This window comes from Oceaniovalibus sp. ACAM 378, assembly GCF_008085915.1.
Classification (GTDB): Bacteria; Pseudomonadota; Alphaproteobacteria; order Rhodobacterales; family Rhodobacteraceae; genus Oceaniglobus.
This window is the reverse complement of record NZ_VSJK01000012.1, coordinates 14201-32306: the sequence shown is the minus strand read 5'-3', so window position 1 is coordinate 32306 and position 18106 is coordinate 14201. Positions and strand designations below refer to the sequence as shown.

Here is an 18106-nt window from a genome sequence, read left to right as displayed (position 1 = left end):
TCATGCTATCGGTTGTGGCATGACAGCCCATACCCCCAACATGCACGACGACCGTCCGGTGATCCGGCAACTTGACGACTCTGCGATCAACCGGATCGCCGCGGGCGAGGTGGTCGAGAGACCTGCCTCGGCGGTCAAGGAATTGGTTGAAAACGCGCTCGACGCGGGCGCGCGGCGGATCGAGATTGCCTATGGCGATGGTGGCAAAACCCTGATCCGGGTGACCGATGACGGATGCGGCATCGACGCGGACGCTTTGCCGCTGGCGCTGGCACGCCACGCGACATCCAAGATCGATGGCTCCGACCTTTTGAACATCCACACCTTCGGGTTCCGCGGCGAGGCGCTGCCATCACTGGGCGCGGTCGGGCGATTGACCCTGACGTCCCGTGTGGCGGGGGGTGAGGGTGCCAGTCTGCGTGTCGCCGGCGGGCTGGCCGATCCGGTGCGCCCGGCGGCGATTGCGGGCGGCACGGTGGCGGAATTGCGTGATCTGTTCTTTGCCACGCCCGCCCGGCTGAAATTCATGCGCACCGACCGGGCCGAGGCGCAGGCGATCAGCGATGTGGTGAAACGTCTGGCGATGGCCGAGCCTTTTGTGTCGTTCATCCTGCGCGATGTGACCGGCGGTGGCGAGGGGCGTGTGGTGCTGCGCGCGGATGCCTGTACCGGCGATCTGTTTGATGCGCTGCATGCTCGTCTGTCCCGGGTGCTAGGCCGCGAATTTTCCGAGAACGCGCTGAAGATCGAGGCCGAGCGCGAGGGGCTCGGGTTGACCGGATATGCGGCACTTCCAACCTATTCCCGGGGGTCGTCGACGACTCAGTATCTGTTCGTCAACGGGCGTCCGGTGCGCGATAAGCTGCTGTATGGCGCCCTGCGCGCTGCCTATCAGGATGTGCTGAGCCGGGACCGGCACCCGGCGGCGGTGCTGTTTCTCGACTGCGATCCGCAGGGGGTGGACGTGAACGTGCATCCGGCAAAATCCGAGGTGCGGTTTCGCGATCCCGGGCTACCGCGCGGCCTTATCGTGTCGGCGCTGCGCCATGCGCTGGCCGGGGCGGGGCACCGGGCCTCGACCACAGTGGCAGGGGCGGCTTTGGGCGCGATGCGGGCGGAACCGGCAGCGGGCGCGGCGCGGGTTTATCAGATGGACCGGCCATCGGCGGGGGCTTTGCGCGCCGCCTATATTGCGCAGGCGCCGGGGTTTGGCGAGGCGCTGCCGATGATGGCGCGGATGGCGGCGCCCTCCTCGCTTCCTGACGGTCGCTCCTCGGGGGGGGATCCTGAGGAGGCCCCGCAGGGGACCGACGAAGGTTCGTTTCCGCTGGGTGCTGCCCGCGCACAGGTGCACGAAAACTGGATCATCGCCCAAACCGCCACCGGTATCGTTATCGTCGATCAGCACGCCGCCCACGAACGTCTTGTCTATGAACGCCTGAAACGCCAGATGGCCGACCGGGGCATCGCCGCACAGGCCCTGCTGATCCCCGAGATCGTCGAGCTTGCGGAAGCCGATGCCGCGCGCCTGCTCGACCTATCCGATGACCTGGCCGGGATGGGTCTGACCATCGAACCCTTCGGAGGCGGGGCGATTGCCGTTCGCGAAACTCCGGCCATCCTCGGAACGGTCAACGCGACCGCCCTGATCCGCGATATTCTGGACGAACTCGACGATCTGGATGACAGCACCACCCTGCGCAGCCGAATCGACGCCGTGCTGTCGCGCATGTCTTGCCATGGCTCGGTCCGCTCTGGCCGCCTGATGCGGGCCGAAGAGATGAACGCCCTGCTGCGCGAGATGGAGGCGACCCCCCTGTCGGGCCAGTGCAACCATGGCCGTCCCACCTATGTGGAGCTGAAGCTGGCGGACATCGAACGGTTGTTCGGGCGCACATGATCACCATTGCCGGGCGCACGGTCGATCTGTCCGATCCCCTCACGCTGGTCGCCGCGGTTGCCTTGGCGGTTGCGCTGCTGGTCGTTGTGCTCCTGCTTGTTTCGCTGCGTCGTGCCGGGCGGACGGCAGCGATGATTGCCCCGCTGGCCCATCAGATGGGCCAGTTGGGGCAGCGGGTGCACATTCTGAACGACGGTCAGCAGCAGTTGTCGGGCGGGCTGACCCATGTGGCCGAGGCGCAGGCGGCGGCGCAGACGCAGATGTTGCACCTGATGGAAACCCGACTGGCCGAGGTTTCGGCGCGGATGAACGAGAATCTCGCCGGATCTGCCAGCCGCACGGCGCAATCATTGGGCCAGTTGCAGCAGCGACTGGCAACCATCGACAAGGCACAGGCGAATATCGAAAAGCTGTCGGGCAACGTGCTGTCATTGCAGGATATCCTGAGCAACAAGCAGACCCGCGGCGCGTTTGGCGAAATCCAGCTGCATGATATCGTCGGCAAGGCCCTGCCAAGCGACAGTTTCACTTGGCAGGCAACCCTGTCCAACGGGCGACGGGCCGACTGCCTGATCCATCTGCCCAATCCCCCCGGCCCCATCGTCATCGACAGCAAATTTCCGCTGGAGGCTTACGAAGCCCTGCGCCGCGCCACCACGGATCACGAGACAAGGGCGGCGGTGGCCGGGCTGCGAACGGCGGTGCGCGGGCATATCCGGGCGATTTCCGAACGCTATATTCTGGACGGCGAAACTGCCGATGGCGCGTTGATGTTCCTGCCCTCTGAGGCGGTCTATGCCGAGTTGCATGGCAATTTCCCCGAACTGGTGCGCGAAGGCTTTGCCGCGCGCGTCTGGATCGTCTCGCCAACCACCTGTATGGCAACGCTGCACACCATGCGCGCGATCCTGAAAGATGCGCGGATGCGGGCACAGGCGGGGGCAATCCGCACGACGCTTCGCCATCTGCACCGCGATGTCGAGCTTGTGGTTGAACGGGTCGGCAAATTGAACACCCATTTTGCCCAGGCCCGTGCCGATCTTGATGGTATCGGTACGGCCGCGGAACGCGCGGGCAAACGTGCGGCCAAATTGGACAATTTCGATTTCGAAGAACTGGACGACGGTTCCGATCCTGCGGTCATTCCCGCAGTGATCCGGGCGGATGAATCTGCGTCAGGTCTCTGAGCCAGCACGCGCCGCCGCCGCCGGCCCGCGAAAGCCTGTGCCCGCAGGACTGTCCTGATCTGCTGACGAAAACCCCCGAAGTCAGGCGCAAATTTGCGGCCCCGCCGCCGGATCTGGCGCGGTTCACTGTTTGCGCGGATCGCGGCCGGTCAAATCCTCTCCTAAAGAATCCGGCTTCCGCTGGGGAACCGACCCCCCCGGCTTAGCGCTTGGGATAGGAACGGCGCTGTATGCCGTTTCGTCCTGCCCGCTGAAAGTCCCCTGTCATCGCATTGCCGGGCCGGACACGGAGTTAAAGGTGTTTGAGGTATGGAAATTGCATTTAGTTTATTGATCGGAAGCTTTAGCGTTTGTGTGGTTCTGTGGTTGCGGGCGCGCTTTGCCTCATTCCATGGTCAGAAACCCACCGATTACGATGGGTTGGGCCCCGACTTCGACCTGCGCAAGCATTTGAACGGCAAGATTCACTGCGAAGGCGTGATCTTTGGACCCACCGGGCGCGTCAGTTCGCGGTTCGTCGCCGATATGCACGGAAGCTGGACAGGCAACACAGGTGTACTGTCCCAGTCCTTTCGGTTTGACAATGGCGTAACTCAAGAGCGTGCATGGCACTTGCGGCTGGATGAAAACGGGCATTTCGACGCCACCGCCGACGATATCATCGGTACAGGCGGTGGCGAACAATGCGGCCCGACGGTACAGTTGCGATATCGCCTTCGCCTGCCAAAGGATGTGGGTGGGCATGTTCTAAATACGGTCGACTGGATGTATATCGTTCCGGGCGGAACCATCATCAACCGCAGCCAGTTCCGATTGTTCGGGATCAAGGTTGCCGAACTGGTCGCCACAATGCGCCCGAGGGAGAATACATGAGAGACTGGCAAGGAAAACGGTATTGGATCGTCGGTGCGTCCGAAGGGTTGGGGCGTGCGCTGGCCGAGCGGCTGAGCCGTGCGGGCTGTGAGTTGATCCTGAGTGCGCGATCCGCCGACCGGTTGCATACACTGGCTGCCGATCTGCCCGGCCGGGCGCGGGTTGTGACCGTCGATGTCACCGATGATGAAAGTGTCGCGCGGGCCACCGCCGAAGTTGGCGAAATCGACGGAGTCGTGTTTTTGGCCGGGGCGTATTGGCCACAGTCGGCAGCGGATTGGGATCCGCAAAAGGTAACGGCGATGTGCGACGTCAATTTCACCGGTTGCGCGCGGGTCATGGGCCACGTCGTTCCGGGCATGGTCGCGCGGGATTTCGGCCATGTGGTGATGACCGGCAGCCTGTCAGGATTCCGCGGTCTGCCGGGCGCTGTCGGCTATGGAGCGTCCAAGGCCGGGGTGATGTATCTGGCCGAAGGATTATATGGAGAGCTGCGCAAGACCGGGGTGGACGTGCAGCTGGTCAATCCCGGGTTCATCCGTACGCGCCTGACCGACAAGAACGACTTTTCGATGCCCTTCATCATGGACCCGGATCAGGCCGCGCAGGAGGTGTTCGAACACATGCAGGGCGACGGCTTCAAGAAAAGCTTTCCGTTTGCCTTTGCCGGTATGTTCCGTCTGACGCAGTTTCTGCCGGATTGGCTGTATTTCCGGCTGTTCGGCTAGGGGTGGCTGCCATTCCTGCCATTCCCGCAAGACCGGTGTTCCGATCGCGGCTCAGATATGCGTGCGTGCAAAGGCCCGGTCGGCGCTTTCCAGATGCGGAGTGGCGTTGAACGTGTCCAGAAGCAGGGCGTTCCCGCCCTTCACATAGCGATGCAGTGATGTATTGTTGATCTGAAGCAGGACATTGGCATAACTCGCCACCTCAAGCCGCAGTAAAATCCGCATGGCCATTCCGATCACGCCACCGGACGTGACCAGCAACACCCGCCCGCCCAGCTCTTCGGCCCGCTCGATCATCGCCTGCACCCGGCCCTCAAACGCAGAGAAGGTTTCCAGCCGCGAGTGCAGACGCCCCGCCTCCCATGCGGTCATCAGCTGCGGCATGTGGTGCAGAAACTGGTCGCGGTCGGCGGGCATCGGCACGGAATGATCGTCGCGCAGCGAAGTGGCCAGCCCGTAATAATCCAGCTCGTTCAGCCGCGCGTCCTGTTCCATGGGCGAATCCAGACAGGCCGCGATGGCGCTGGCGGTGTCACGCTGACGGTTCAGCGTGCCCGACAGAATGTGATCGTACCGCCGTCCGGTCTCTTTCAGGTGGTCGCCAAGCCATTGCGCCTGCCGGTGCCCCAGATCGCTCAGCCGGTCATACCCGGCCTCGTCCGTCGCTTGCGCATTCGCCTGTCCGTGCCGCACCAATGTGATTTCGACCATGATCGCCCCCTGACCTCCCGATTGCCCGATAAGCCATCGATGCGCAATATGTTGACCGTACCGGGAGGCTGCGACCGAGCGACCTGGAGAGAGTGCAGTTTGCCGCGAAATCGCTCGCATCCACAACGCTGCAGGCAACATTGAAAGTTCCGGCGCACCAGAGGATACTCGGCGCCACCGGGAAAACAGTCGAGGACCACAAATGAACACGCCAGATCCAGAACGATTCTTGTCCGATCTGCACACCCTGCGCGGGTTCGGAGCAAGCGGCATCGGCAAGGGCGTGGTGCGTCCAGCCTTTTGCGATGCGGATATCGAAGCGCGCGAATGGATCGCCGGGCGCATGGCCGAGGCGGGACTGACCCCGGTTTTCGACGGAATGGGCAATCTTTTCGGCCTGTCGGATACCCCCGGTCCGCTGGTCGGTTCGCACTCTGACAGTCAACCCGAAGGCGGCTGGCTGGACGGTGCGCTGGGTGTGATTTCGGCGCTTGAGGTCGCGCGTGTGGTTCCGGGCGTGTCCGTCGCCTGTTTTCAGGACGAAGAAGGCCGATTCGGCGTGACCACCGGCAGCGCGGTCTGGTCGGGTGCGATGGCTCAGGAACGTGCCGATTCCCTGTGCGATTCGCAGGGCGTGACTCTGGCCGAGGCGCGGGCGCGTATGGCGCATCTTGAGTCCGGCACCGTCGATCCGGCGCGGTTTTCCGGTTTTGTCGAAATGCATATCGAGCAGGGCCCGGTGCTGATCGGTGCGGGCGAAAAGATCGGTGTGGTCGATGGAATTGTCGGCATCCGCGACATGGTGATCACGCTTCAGGGTCAGCAGAATCACGCTGGCACCACGCCAATGGACCGCCGCCGTGACGTGTTTCAGGCCCTCTCAGCGTTCAACGAACGGTTGAATGAGCGGATGCGCAATGTGGCGACGCCTGCGTCGGTCTGGACCATCGGCCATGTCACGCTGCATCCAAACGCCCATTCCATAGTCCCCGGCCGGGTGTCGTTTTCCATGCAATGGCGCGATGGCGACACCGCCCGGCTGGGACGGATGGAGACTGTGGTGCGTGATACCGCGACCGAAATCGCCAAGGAACGTGACCTGACGCTGTCATTTGGTGACATGCTGGGGCTAGAGCCTGTGGCGATGGACGAAAGGCTGACCGGGGCGTTGGCAGCGGCGGCGGAAGGAATCGTTCCGGGGCAATGGCGGCGGATGCCATCGGGCGCGCTGCACGATGCGACGAACCTGTCCCGGTGTATGCCGGTGGCGATGCTGTTCGTGCCGTCGATCGGTGGAATTTCCCATGCCTTTGATGAAGATACGGACGATGCCGATCTTGTCATCGGTCTGCGGGTGTTGGCCGATGGGATATCGCGGATCGTCTAGCGCCGGATTGTTTTGATCCGGAATTTTCGCAGTAACGCCTTCCCGCTTCAGTATTCGGGCAAGGCGCCCTTCGGCAGAGGCAGCAGAGTCGCCGCGACCAGCCCGACCGCCGCACTGATGCCCAGACGGGGCATCGCCCGCCCAATCTTGCGGCGAACATGCTGAGCACACCGCAAACGACGGTATAAAACCCAAGCGAGATCGGATCCATCGGCACCCCCGGTTGGTTCCGGGTGCGGGGTAACCCTGTGCCATCCTTCGGCCAACTGCCCTGTGCCGCCCGCCTTGCGCGGACCTTGCCGCAATATTCTTTTATGACCTTTTCCGGAATTGTGCGACGATAAGCGAAAGGCTCCACCAGAGGGCCAGCGCCGCCAATGGCGATGGGAGGAGCGATGTGATCACTGTCCCCCGGCTTTCCGAATCTGTTGCCTCGATACCGGCGCTGTTGGCCCTGAATGTCGCGCGGTTCGGCGACAAGCCCGCTTATCGTGAAAAGGAATTCGGCATCTGGCAAACCCGGACATGGGCGCAGACGGCTGATGAAATCGAGGCTCTGGCGTTGGGCCTGCTGTCGCTGGGTCTGGCCGTGGGCGAACATGTCGCGATTGTCGGGCGCAATCGACCGGCGCTGTATTGGTCCATGGTTGCGGTGCAATGCGCGGGCGGAATTCCGGTACCGATGTATCAGGATGCGGCACCTGAGGAGATCGAATTCGCGCTGGATCACTGCGGCGCGGTCTTTGTCATCGCTGGCGATCAGGAGCAGGTCGACAAGGTGGCCGATGTGCACGAGCGCCTGCCGGGGCTGCGGCAGGTGATTTATCTCGATGGTCGCGGATTGCGGAAATACGATCATGCGGCGCTGACATCCTTTGCGGATGTGCAGGCGGCGGGTCGTGCAGGGCGCGCCGATCTGATCGAAACGCTGACGGCACGCACCGACGCGCTCGGCCCCGACGACACCTGTGTGATGCTGTACACCAGCGGCACGACAGGGCGGCCCAAGGGCGTGGTGCTTAGCAATCGCAACATCATCGAGACGTCGAAAAACTCCAGCGAGTTTGACCATCTGCGACCGGGGGATGAGATCCTTGCCTATCTGCCGATGGCGTGGGTCGGCGATTTCATCTTTTCCATCGGGCAGGCCTATTGGACCGGGTTCTGCGTCAACTGCCCCGAATCCGCCGACACGATGATGACCGACCTGCGCGAGATCGGACCGACCTATTATTTCGCGCCGCCCCGGGTATTCGAGGCGCAGCTGACATCGGTGATGATCCGGATGGAGGATGCGGGGCGGTTGAAGAAATGGCTGTTTGACCGGTTCATGGCGGTGGCGCGCCGCGTCGGACCCGCATTGCTGGACGGCAAGCCGGTGGGGATGGTGGACCGGCTGAAATACCGGCTGGGCGAGGTTCTGATCTATGGTCCGTTGAAAAACACGCTGGGATTTTCCCGGGTGCGTGTCGGATATACTGCGGGCGAGGCGATTGGTCCGGAGATCTTTGATTTCTATCGCTCGCTCGGGATCAACCTCAAGCAGCTCTATGGCCAGACCGAGGCCAGCGTATTCATCACCCAACAACCCGACGGCGAAGTCCGGAGCGACACCGTCGGCGTGCCGTCACCGGGCGTAGAGCTGCGGATCGCCGATTCGGGTGAGGTGTTCTATCGCTCGCCCGGCGTTTTCGTGCGCTATTTCAAGAACGACGAAAGCACCGCAGACACAAAGGATGCCGAGGGCTGGGTCGCCACCGGGGATGCCGGATTCATCGAAAAGGGCAGCGGACATCTGCGGATCATCGACCGAGCCAAGGATGTGGGCAAGATGGCCGACGGGCGGCTGTTCGCACCCAAGTACATTGAAAACAAGCTGAAGTTCTTTCCCAACATCCTTGAGGCCGTGGTGTTCGGCGCCGGGCGCGAGATGTGCAGTGCCTTTATCAATATCGACCTCGCGGCGGTGGGCAATTGGGCCGAACGCAATAACATTGCCTATGGATCCTATCAGGAGTTGTCGCAGCATCCGCAGGTTCTGACCACCATTGGCGAACATGTGGCCGAGGTGAACCGGTCCGTCGCAGGGGATGAGATGCTTTCGGGATGCCAGATCCACAGGTTCCTTGTGCTGCACAAGGAGCTGGACGCCGACGACGGCGAGATGACGCGGACCAGAAAGGTAAGGCGCGGTGTGATCTCGGACAAGTTCGCTGATCTGATTGCGGCGATTTATGATGGCAAACCAGAGATCTATACGGAAACCGAGGTGACATATGAGGACGGGCGCAAAGGCAAGATCTGCGCGACCTTGAAGATCGAGGATGCGGTTGTCGTGCCCACGACTGCGCGGGTGGCGGCGTGACGGGGTCCGGCGCTGGCCCTGCGGGCGACGCCCCGCCCACCGTCCCACAGCGTGGTGTATTGCCGGATGGGGCGCATATCACGGCGGACGGGCGGACCATCGGTCCCACATTGATGGATATGCGCAACATCACTCTGCGCTTTGGCGGGGTCGAGGCGATCAAGAATATTTCGTTCGACATCCGCGAGGGTGAAATCCGCGCCATCATCGGGCCGAACGGGGCGGGCAAATCATCCATGCTGAACGTGATCAGCGGCTTCTATGTCCCGCAGGAGGGCGAGGTGTGGTTCCGCGGTGCGAAGCGGCCACCGATGAAACCCTTTCAGGTGGCGCGGCTGGGGATCGCGCGGACGTTCCAGAATATCGCCCTGTTTGAAGGGATGAGCGTGCTGGACAACGTGATGACCGGGCGGCTGACCCAGATGAACGCCGGCCTATTGGCGCAGGCGGTGTGGTGGGGGAAGGCCCAGCGAGAAGAGGTCGAGAACCGCGAGCGCGTGGAAAGGGTTATCGATTTTCTGGAAATCCAGCATATTCGCAAGACGCCTGTCGGTCGACTTCCCTATGGGTTGAAAAAACGCGTCGAACTGGCGCGGGCGCTGGCGGCAGAACCGAAACTGTTGTTGCTGGACGAACCGATGGCGGGAATGAACGTCGAGGAGAAAGAGGACATGAGCCGCTTCATCCTTGATGTGAATGACGAATTTGGCACAACGATTGCGTTGATCGAGCATGACATGGGCGTGGTGATGGATCTGTCCGACCGGGTGGTCGTGATGGATTACGGTCGCAAGATTGGCGATGGCACCCCGGACGAGGTGCGCGGAAATCAGGATGTGATCGACGCCTATCTGGGGGTCGCTCATGACTGAAATCCGATGGTTCCCTGCATCATGGTCGCCTGCAAATGCGCTGGTGGTCCTGTGCGCCCTGATGCCCGGTATTGCGTTGGCGCAGGAGGATGCCTGGGAGATATTCCGCGCGTCCTGTCTGGTGCCGATGCAAGAGGTGCAGCAAGTGCGGACCAGCGGGTTGGAATTCGTCGATACCACCGCCGCCGCCGGACAATCGGTTGAGAGCTTTGCGCCAAAGGATGGCGGTTTCTTCATCAACGTCCTGAGCGAAGCGGGCAGCGGCCAGACCGGATGCGGATTGCGGTTCGACCCCGGCTCTGCTCGCGCCATGCAGGATCGGTTCGCGGCAGCCTTCCGGGACTGGGCCGCCGAGGCGGTGGCGCGTGCGATCTTTGCGCCCCGCGACGAACCTGTTGCGGCGGGCCAAGCGCTGCACCCGGAAATCGCTCTGCGCACCGATCAGACGCGGGAACCGGTGCTGTTCGTCACCCTTTGGCGCAATGTCGCGACCGGCGGCTGGAGCGCATCGGTACGGGAGACAGACCTTGAAAGCTGAGGGAGCGTTACATGCCTGATCAGGTGCTGTTCGCCATCGAGGTGACGTTGAACGGCTTGATGGCCGGAGTGCTTTATGCGCTCGTGGCGTTGGGATTTGTGCTGATTTTCAAGGCCTCGGGCGTTTTTAATTATGCTCAAGGGGTGATGGCCCTGTTCGCCGCATTGACCCTTGTCGGCATCATGGAGGGGCAGGTGCCGTTTGGCCATCTGATCAACGTGATGTTCGGTACCGAGATTCATGGGTTCGGCTGGGAGGTGCCGGCGCTTGCCGCGATCTTCCTGACCATGGTGGTGATGGTGTTCTTTGCCTGGGCAGTGAACCGTGTCGTGCTGCGTCATCTGGTGAATCAAGCGCCGATCATCCTGTTCATGGCGACCATCGGTCTGGCCTATTTTCTTGAGGGGGTCGGCGATCTGATGTGGGGGTCGGACATCCGGACGCTGGATGTGGGCCTGCCTCAGGGGATCAATGAATGGATCGACGGGGTGACCTATCGGGCGTTGGGATATGGATTTTTCATCGACAACCTTGATCTTGTGGCGACGGTGATCGCGGCGCTTCTGGTCACCGGTCTGGTGCTGTTTTCGCAGTATACCAAACAGGGGCGGGCGCTGCGCGCGGTGGCCGACGACCATCAGGCGGCCTTGTCGGTTGGTATTTCGCTGAATTTCATCTGGGTACTGGTCTGGTCGATTGCCGGGTTCGTGGCGCTGGTGGCGGGCATCATGTGGGGTGCCAAATCCGGCGTGCAGTTTTCCCTGAGCCTTATCGCGCTCAAGGCGCTGCCGGTGCTGATGCTGGGCGGGTTCACATCAATCCCCGGCGCAATCATCGGCGGGCTGATCATCGGGGTGGGCGAAAAACTGTTCGAGTTTCTGGCAGGGCCGGCGCTCGGCGGGGCGACGGAAAACTGGTTCGCCTATGTGCTGGCGCTGCTGTTTCTGGTGTTCCGGCCACAGGGTTTGTTCGGGGAGAAGATCATTGAACGGGTCTGATTCCCTCAAGTCAGAATGTGGCGCCGGGGCGCCGGATCAGGCGGTCGCGCGAAACTGTGCAACGACGATGGCGGCCAGAACGGTGACGCCAAGGGTCAGGGACAGCATTCCGGGTATTCCAAAGCCATACACCAGACCGCCCAGCAGCACCGGGGGCAAGAGGCAGCGGATCAGCAATCTGGGCAAGGCGTCGCGCGGGCCTGCGGGTTCCTCGGCCTCGGGGATTTCGGCCAGAATGGCCGCCTTGGCTGCGGCAAATTCGGTTTGCGTCAACGTGCCATCGGCGTGCAGACGGGCAAGTGTTTCAATTTCCTTCAGGAGTGCCATGACGGGTGCTTTCGTTGTGCTTTGTCCTCAGATTGCTGCGCAAAGGCGGCGGAATCGCGGCGGGGTGAGGTCAAAATATCTGATGGTTAACAGGGTATTAAACCCGGGAAATGCGCGGGCCTCGGCGTGCGAGCTTTCCGCCCGCCCGGCGCAACGGCGGGACCCGACCAAGAGATCTTTCGCAGTGCTGGATCGCAAGCGGGACATGACCCAAAGGAGAGGCTGATGCTCTACCGCGAGGCGGGCGATTTCAAGACGACCTATGCCGAGGACGGACAGACCTTTCCGATCCGGCTGGACCGGTTGGGATATTACGCAATCCTTGCGGTGGCGGTTCTGGTCGTGCCGTTTGTGATCAATGACTATTGGGTAAACGCCGTTTTCCTGCCGTTTCTGATCTATGCGATCGCAGCCATCGGGCTGAACATCCTTGTCGGATATTGCGGCCAGCTCAGCCTTGGTACCGGCGGGTTCATGGCTGTGGGCGCCTATGCCTGTTACAAGTTGATGACGTCATTTCCCGAGGTGAATATCCTGTTTCACATCATCCTGTCCGGGGGTGTGACGGCGGTGGTGGGGGTTCTGTTCGGCCTGCCGTCCTTGCGCATCAAGGGATTCTATCTCGCGGTGGCGACGCTGGCGGCGCAGTTCTTTCTTGTCTGGCTGTTCAACCGTGTGCCTTGGTTTTACAACTATTCCGCGTCAGGGCAGATATCGGCGCCGGAACGCACATTGCTGGGGGTAAATATCACCGGGCCAAGCACCAGCGCATGGGCCACCTATTTGTTCTGCCTGTTCTTTCTGATCGCCAGCGCCTGGATCGCGCGCAATCTGACGCGGGGTGCCGTGGGGCGACGGTGGATGGCGATCCGCGACATGGACATCGCGGCAGAAATCATCGGCGTGAACCCCCTGCGCGCCAAACTGTCGGCGTTTGCCGTATCGTCGTTCTTTGTCGGCATATCGGGCGCGCTGTTCTTTTCCGTCTATCTGGGCGCGGTCGAAGTGGGTGAAGCCTTCGGGATCAACAAGTCATTCCTTGTGCTGTTCATGGTGATCATCGGCGGTCTTGGCAGCATCTTCGGCAGTTTTGCCGGGGCGGCGTTTCTGGTGCTGCTGCCGGTGTTGTTGAAAAACGTGCTGGCGGGGGGGCTGGGCTGGCCGACGGATGTGGTGGCGCATCTGGAGCTGATCATCGTCGGTGGGCTGATCGTCGGGTTCCTGATTCTGGAGCCACACGGATTGGCGCAGCTTTGGCGCGTTACCAAGGAAAAACTGCGGTTATGGCCGTTTCCCCATTAGGAGGACGGCAAAGGATGCGACGGGGCCGAACCCCGTCCTGCGAGAGGTCGAAAAGGCCGGTTCAACATGCAACGGGAGAAAAGACATGACCAAGCGACTTGTCACGATACTTCTGGGGGCGGCGCTGTCGGCTTCGCCCGCATTCGCCGATCTGGTGTTCCCCGATCTCAGTTATCGCACCGGGCCCTATGCGGCGAACGGCATTCCATTTTCCGACGGGTATCAGGATTATTTCACCCTGCTGAACGAGCGTGACGGCGGGATTGGCGGTGTGAAAGCGCGGATCGACGAATGCGAGACCGGATATAACACCGAAAAGGGTGTGGAGTGTTATGAGGCGACCAAGGGCAACGGCGCGCTGGTCTATCAGCCGCTGAGCACCGGGATCACCTATCAGCTGATCCCGAAGGCGACGGCGGATGGGATTCCGATCCACTCGATGGGCTATGGGCGGACCTCGGCGGCGGACGGCAAGACCTTTCCCTGGGTGTTCAACTATCCCGGCACCTATTGGGATTCCGCTTCGATCATGGTCAAGCACGCGATGGACATGTCGGGGGGCAGTCTTGAGGGCAAGACGATCGCGCTGCTGTACCACAACAGCGCCTATGGCAAGGAGCCGATCCGCACGTTGCAGGAACTTGGCAAGAAGCACGGCTTCAACCTGACCGAACTGCCGATCGATGCCCCGGGGCAGGAGCAGAAGTCGCAATGGTTGCAGATCCGCCGCGAAAAGCCCGATTTCGTGTTCTTCTGGGGCTGGGGCGTGATGAATCAGGTCGCAGTGCAAGAGGCGGTGAACATCCGTTATCCGATGGAGAATTTCATCGGCGTATGGTGGTCAGGCGCCGAGATCGATGTGGTTTCCGCCGGAGAGGGCGCGAACGGCTATAAGTCTACCAACTTTACCTATGTCGGCACCGACCTGCCGGTGTTCGATGACATGAAGAAATTCGTGATCGATGCGGGCAAGGGCGCTGGCGACGGCAGCAACATGGGTGCGGTGCAATACAACCGTGGTTTGTTCGCCGCGATGCTGGCCGCCGAAGCCGCGAAAAAGGCGCAGGAACTCCACGGCACGGCGGATATCACCGCCGCGATGATGCGTGACGGGATGGAGGCGCTGGAGATCACCGCCGCCACCTATGAGGCAAACGGAATGTCGGGATTTGCGCCGGACATTTCGGTCACCTGCGAAAACCACTCGGGGCCGGGCATGGCCCTGATCCAGCAGTGGGATGCGGCGGCGGGCAAGTGGAACGCGATCACCGACTATATCGAGTCGGACCGGTCGGTCATCGATCCGCTGATCGCCGAGGATGCTGCCGCCTATGCCGCGGAGAACGGCATCACCCCGGGTTGCCTGTGATCCGCGCCTGCCCCGGCGGGATCGATTGGGTCTGGCCGGGGACTTTGAGTATTTATGCAAAGAAGAAACGGGAAGGGGTGCAGATCATCGGCTGGCGCGGCATTTCTGGATTAATGATCCTGTTGGCGGGCTGTGGCACGCCGGTGGTGCAGGACCGCATGTGTACCGGGCTTGTGGCGGGGTCACCCGGCGTGGTGATCTCGAGCCAATCGGCATCCGCGCCCGAGGCGACGCCGGTCGAAATGCTCCGCGCGGATGTGGCGGCGCGTACGGCGCGGATGATTGCGGCCCGGGTCGCGCCCCGCCCGGTGGCCGAGGCGGCGGTGGTCGTCGGCCCAGCGATCGCGGGAGCAGGACCGGCGACCCCGTCTTTCGCCCGGGCCCAAACGGCGCGCGTGGCGCCGCAGGTGGTGGAAATCGATCTTTTGGCAATGACCACCGGTGGGCAGTACGGCAGTTTCTCCAGTGGCTTTCTAAGCGGATGGGGTCAGCGCACAGCCGGACCGCGCCCGGAATTCGCGGTGGTGACGGGGGCCAGTGCCGGGGGGATCATTGCGCCACTGGTCTTTGCGGGGCGGGCGTTTGACGACCGTCTGAAGCTGAACACCGGAATCGGCGAGGCGGATGTGGTGCGTCGCCGTGCGGTGATCGAACTGTTGGGGGCATCCTCGCTGTTTTCGACGGCACCACTGGAGCGGGCGGTGCGGAATGCGGCGGACGATGCGTTGATCGCCGCGATCGCCGCGCGCTGGGCGGATGGCAACGATCTGTTTCTTGGGGCGACAAATCTTGACCGGGGGCGGTTCGACCTGTTCGACATCGGTGGGTTCATGGCCGACGGGACAATCCCTTTTACTGAAAAACGCGAATGTCTGGTGTCGGCAGTGATGGCGACCAGTGCGATACCTGCGCTGTTTCCACCGCGCCGGATCAACGGTGATCTCTATACCGACGCTGGCGTGCGGCAGTCGGTGTTCCTGCGCGGGGTGCGGGACGGTATCCTTGAAAGTCAGCGGTTGCTGGGGGTCCGGGTGCGGGTCAACGCCTATGTCTTGGTCAATGGCGATCTGACGGTGCCCGTGCGCAGGACGGAAACCGGGCTTTTAGGCATCGCCGGGCGCACGTTCCAACTGGTCAGCGACGAGGGGCTGCGCCAGTCGCTGATCGAGACGGCCGATCTGGCACGGGAGTCGGGCTGGACGTTGCGCGCGGTGAGGGCGCCAGAGTTCGACACGCTTGGCTGTGGCAAGGACGGCGCGCTGTTTTCGGCCTGTGTGACCGGCGCCCTGTTTCGCGCGGGCGAAGCGATGGCTCTTGCACCAGAAATCGGCTGGCTGACCGGGGCTGAACTGAAGCGAATCGCGGGGGAATACTGATGACCGAAACGGAGTCGGGCAGCGCCGCGCTGCTTGAGGTCAACAACATCGAAGTGATTTATAACCACGTGATCCTTGTGCTGAAGGGGGTCAGCCTGAGCGTGCCGGAGGGTGGCATCACTGCTTTACTGGGCGGTAACGGCGCAGGCAAGACCACGACGCTGAAGGCGATATCGAACCTGTTGAAAAGCGAGCGTGGCGAGGTAACCAAGGGGTCGATCAAATATCGCGGCGAGCGGGTGCAGGATCTTTCGCCTGCGGATCTGGTGCAGCGTGGCGTGATTCAGGTGATGGAAGGGCGGCATTGTTTCGAACACCTGACGATTGAGGAGAACCTGCTGACCGGCGCCTATACCCGGCGCGATGGCAGCGGGGCGGTCGCGGCGGATCTTGAGCTGGTCTATGAGTATTTTCCCCGGCTGCGCCTGCGGCGCAAAAGTCAGGCGGGATATGCCAGCGGCGGCGAACAGCAGATGTGCGCGATCGGACGCGCGCTGATGTCGCGGCCGGGAACGATCCTGCTGGACGAGCCTTCCATGGGGCTCGCGCCGCAATTGGTCGAAGAGATATTTGGCATCGTCAAAGGATTGAACGAGAGGGAAGGTGTGTCGTTCCTTCTGGCCGAGCAGAACACCAATGTGGCGCTGCGGTTTGCGCACTATGGCTATATCCTCGAATCCGGACGTGTTGTGATGGACGGGCCTGCCGCAGATCTGCGCGAAAATCCGGACGTGAAGGAATTCTATCTGGGGATGGGCGACGAGGGGCGCAAATCGTTCCGCGACGTGCGGTCGTACCGGCGGCGCAAGCGGTGGCTGGCCTGAGGTCTGACCAAGGCGACGCAGCCCCGAAGTTTGCGGAACATGGATCGGGGCGGTGGCCTTGTTATCCGATAGCAGCACCGTGTTTTTGTATGACCGGCGGCAGAGGGTGAAGTGTGAGCCATGGGCAATTTCTATGATCAGTTGGAAGTGCGAAGCGCGGCAGAGCGGGGTGCAGCGATTGCAGCAGCCTTGCCAGCACAGATTGCGCGGGCACAGGCCTTGCCGGGATACGGCGCGCTGGCGTCAATCGATGCGGGCGCTGTGCGTTCGCCCGGCGATCTTGCGCGCCTGCCAGTGCTGCGAAAGGCCGATCTGGTCGCGGCGCAGGGGAAAGGGGCGCCGCTGGGCGGATATGGCGGACCACTGTCCGGTTTTGCCCATGTGTTTCAGTCGCCCGGACCGATCTATGAGCCCGGGCAGGTTAGCCACGATTGGTGGCGGATGGGCCGGTTTCTGCATGCCTGCGGGATCGGGGCGGGCGATGTGGTGCAGAACTGTTTCTCGTATCACCTGACGCCTGCGGGCATGATTTTCGAATCCGGGGCGCGGGCGGTTGGGGCGTGCGTATTGCCTGCGGGCACCGGCCAGAGCGAACTGCAAGCCCGCGCAGCCCATGATCTGGGTGTGACAGCCTATGCCGGGACGCCTGATTTCTTGAAGGTGATCCTTGATGCGGCCGATGCCTTGGGGCTGAGCCTTTCGATCACCCGGGCGGCTGTGGGGGGCGGCGCATTGTTCCCGTCGCTGCGGGCCGAATATGCCGACCGGGGGATCGCTTGCCTGCAGTGTTATGCAACCGCTGATCTGGGCAATATCGCATATGAATCCGCCGCGATGGACGGGATGATCGTTGATGAGGGCGTGATCGTTGAGATCGTGCGCCCGGGCACCGGCGACCCCGTGCCCGACGGTGAGGTGGGCGAAGTGGTGGTGACTGCCCTTACCCCGGATTATCCGCTGATCCGGTTCGCCACGGGCGATCTGAGCGCGGTTTTACCCGGGCAATCGCCCTGCGGGCGGACCAACACCCGGATCAAGGGGTGGATGGGCCGCGCTGACCAGACGACCAAGATCAAAGGAATGTTCGTGCGTCCCGAACAGGTGGCGGTGTTTGTCGCACGCCACGCCGGAGTGCTGCGCGCCCGAGTGATTGCCACGCGCGAAGGCCAGCAAGACGTGATGACGGTGCAGGTGGAAACCACCGGCACCGGCACCGGCACTGGCGCCGAAACGCTGGAGGCCGGGGTGGCCGAGGCGCTGAAATTGCGCGGCAAGGTTGAAATCGTCGCGCCGGGAAGCCTGCCCAACGACGGGTTGGTGATCGAGGACCGGCGCAATTATGACTGAGG

The 18106-nt window shown here is 62.3% G+C and carries 16 protein-coding genes; 14 read left to right on the top strand and 2 right to left on the bottom strand.

Translation table 11 applies throughout. The features are described from left to right. The first annotated feature begins 19 nt into the window (after positions 1–19). The 4 genes from mutL to FQ320_RS16450 all read left to right on the top strand — a co-directional run bounded on the left by mutL (position 20) and on the right by FQ320_RS16450 (position 4688). Positions 20–1900, top strand: coding sequence for a DNA mismatch repair endonuclease MutL (mutL, locus tag FQ320_RS16465; protein WP_148474188.1), 1881 nt, complete (start codon positions 20–22; stop codon positions 1898–1900). Continuing rightward, positions 1897–3087 carry a DNA recombination protein RmuC gene (locus FQ320_RS16460; RefSeq protein ID WP_148474186.1) on the top strand — a complete coding sequence of 397 codons (1191 nt, stop codon included), beginning with the start codon at positions 1897–1899 and terminating at the stop codon, positions 3085–3087. Before mutL ends, FQ320_RS16460 begins: the two co-directional genes overlap by 4 nt. Before the next feature lie 309 nt (positions 3088–3396). After that, positions 3397–3960 (top strand): DUF3833 family protein, encoded by a 564-nt coding sequence (locus tag FQ320_RS16455; protein ID WP_148474184.1) that lies wholly within the window; start codon positions 3397–3399, stop codon positions 3958–3960. Then, positions 3957–4688: an SDR family oxidoreductase gene (locus tag FQ320_RS16450; protein WP_148474182.1), complete on the top strand. Its 732-nt coding sequence runs from the start codon at positions 3957–3959 to the stop codon at positions 4686–4688. Before FQ320_RS16455 ends, FQ320_RS16450 begins: the two co-directional genes overlap by 4 nt. Positions 4689–4739: 51 nt before the next feature. On the opposite strand, the gene FQ320_RS16445 is transcribed toward FQ320_RS16450, so the two are convergent. Next, positions 4740–5399: a histidine phosphatase family protein gene (locus FQ320_RS16445; RefSeq protein ID WP_148474180.1), complete on the bottom strand. Its 660-nt coding sequence runs from the start codon at positions 5397–5399 to the stop codon at positions 4740–4742. Positions 5400–5601: 202 nt separating this feature from the next. Between FQ320_RS16445 and FQ320_RS16440 the strand changes: the two genes are divergently transcribed. The 5 genes from FQ320_RS16440 to FQ320_RS16420 all read left to right on the top strand — a co-directional run bounded on the left by FQ320_RS16440 (position 5602) and on the right by FQ320_RS16420 (position 11559). Beyond that, complete coding sequence (locus tag FQ320_RS16440) at positions 5602–6786, top strand: hydantoinase/carbamoylase family amidase (RefSeq protein ID WP_148474178.1); 1185 nt, start codon at positions 5602–5604, stop codon at positions 6784–6786. Between the two features lie 397 nt (positions 6787–7183). Then, complete coding sequence (locus FQ320_RS16435; RefSeq protein ID WP_255509554.1) at positions 7184–9151, top strand: AMP-binding protein; 1968 nt, start codon at positions 7184–7186, stop codon at positions 9149–9151. 113 nt (positions 9152–9264) lie between these two features. Beyond that, positions 9265–10023 (top strand): ABC transporter ATP-binding protein, encoded by a 759-nt coding sequence (locus FQ320_RS16430; RefSeq protein ID WP_255509566.1) that lies wholly within the window; start codon positions 9265–9267, stop codon positions 10021–10023. Next, on the top strand, positions 10016–10561 hold the full coding sequence (locus FQ320_RS16425; protein ID WP_148474177.1) for a hypothetical protein: 546 nt from the start codon (positions 10016–10018) through the stop codon (positions 10559–10561). Before FQ320_RS16430 ends, FQ320_RS16425 begins: the two co-directional genes overlap by 8 nt. A gap of 11 nt (positions 10562–10572) precedes the next feature. Next, a complete protein-coding gene (locus FQ320_RS16420; protein ID WP_148474175.1) occupies positions 10573–11559 on the top strand; it encodes a branched-chain amino acid ABC transporter permease in 987 nt (328 codons plus the stop codon). A 36-nt stretch (positions 11560–11595) separates the two neighbouring features. On the opposite strand, the gene FQ320_RS16415 is transcribed toward FQ320_RS16420, so the two are convergent. Then, positions 11596–11886 carry an SHOCT domain-containing protein gene (locus FQ320_RS16415; RefSeq protein WP_148474173.1) on the bottom strand — a complete coding sequence of 97 codons (291 nt, stop codon included), beginning with the start codon at positions 11884–11886 and terminating at the stop codon, positions 11596–11598. A gap of 225 nt (positions 11887–12111) precedes the next feature. Between FQ320_RS16415 and FQ320_RS16410 the strand changes: the two genes are divergently transcribed. The 5 genes from FQ320_RS16410 to FQ320_RS16390 all read left to right on the top strand — a co-directional run bounded on the left by FQ320_RS16410 (position 12112) and on the right by FQ320_RS16390 (position 18104). After that, entirely contained in the window at positions 12112–13188 is a 1077-nt protein-coding gene (locus FQ320_RS16410; RefSeq protein ID WP_148474172.1) for a branched-chain amino acid ABC transporter permease, read from the top strand. An 85-nt stretch (positions 13189–13273) separates the two neighbouring features. Further along, positions 13274–14557: an ABC transporter substrate-binding protein gene (locus tag FQ320_RS16405; RefSeq protein WP_148474170.1), complete on the top strand. Its 1284-nt coding sequence runs from the start codon at positions 13274–13276 to the stop codon at positions 14555–14557. A 44-nt stretch (positions 14558–14601) separates the two neighbouring features. After that, positions 14602–15933 carry a patatin-like phospholipase family protein gene (locus tag FQ320_RS16400; RefSeq protein ID WP_148474168.1) on the top strand — a complete coding sequence of 444 codons (1332 nt, stop codon included), beginning with the start codon at positions 14602–14604 and terminating at the stop codon, positions 15931–15933. Next, complete coding sequence (locus FQ320_RS16395; RefSeq protein ID WP_148474166.1) at positions 15933–16757, top strand: ABC transporter ATP-binding protein; 825 nt, start codon at positions 15933–15935, stop codon at positions 16755–16757. Before FQ320_RS16400 ends, FQ320_RS16395 begins: the two co-directional genes overlap by 1 nt. Before the next feature lie 120 nt (positions 16758–16877). Continuing rightward, entirely contained in the window at positions 16878–18104 is a 1227-nt protein-coding gene (locus FQ320_RS16390) for a phenylacetate--CoA ligase family protein (RefSeq protein WP_148474164.1), read from the top strand. Positions 18105–18106 lie beyond the last annotated feature (2 nt).

Bases quoted from the DNA above. Each gene is read 5' to 3' on its own strand.
- mutL (WP_148474188.1), top strand. From the start codon at position 20: ATGACAGCCCATACCCCCAACATGCACGACGACCGTCCGGTGATCCGG.
- FQ320_RS16460 (WP_148474186.1), top strand. From the start codon at position 1,897: ATGATCACCATTGCCGGGCGCACGGTCGATCTGTCCGATCCCCTCACG.
- FQ320_RS16455 (WP_148474184.1), top strand. From the start codon at position 3,397: ATGGAAATTGCATTTAGTTTATTGATCGGAAGCTTTAGCGTTTGTGTG.
- FQ320_RS16450 (WP_148474182.1), top strand. From the start codon at position 3,957: ATGAGAGACTGGCAAGGAAAACGGTATTGGATCGTCGGTGCGTCCGAA.
- FQ320_RS16445 (WP_148474180.1), bottom strand. From the start codon at position 5,399: ATGGTCGAAATCACATTGGTGCGGCACGGACAGGCGAATGCGCAAGCG.
- FQ320_RS16440 (WP_148474178.1), top strand. From the start codon at position 5,602: ATGAACACGCCAGATCCAGAACGATTCTTGTCCGATCTGCACACCCTG.
- FQ320_RS16430 (WP_255509566.1), top strand. From the start codon at position 9,265: ATGGATATGCGCAACATCACTCTGCGCTTTGGCGGGGTCGAGGCGATC.
- FQ320_RS16425 (WP_148474177.1), top strand. From the start codon at position 10,016: ATGACTGAAATCCGATGGTTCCCTGCATCATGGTCGCCTGCAAATGCG.
- FQ320_RS16420 (WP_148474175.1), top strand. From the start codon at position 10,573: ATGCCTGATCAGGTGCTGTTCGCCATCGAGGTGACGTTGAACGGCTTG.
- FQ320_RS16415 (WP_148474173.1), bottom strand. From the start codon at position 11,886: ATGGCACTCCTGAAGGAAATTGAAACACTTGCCCGTCTGCACGCCGAT.
- FQ320_RS16410 (WP_148474172.1), top strand. From the start codon at position 12,112: ATGCTCTACCGCGAGGCGGGCGATTTCAAGACGACCTATGCCGAGGAC.
- FQ320_RS16405 (WP_148474170.1), top strand. From the start codon at position 13,274: ATGACCAAGCGACTTGTCACGATACTTCTGGGGGCGGCGCTGTCGGCT.
- FQ320_RS16395 (WP_148474166.1), top strand. From the start codon at position 15,933: ATGACCGAAACGGAGTCGGGCAGCGCCGCGCTGCTTGAGGTCAACAAC.
- FQ320_RS16390 (WP_148474164.1), top strand. From the start codon at position 16,878: ATGGGCAATTTCTATGATCAGTTGGAAGTGCGAAGCGCGGCAGAGCGG.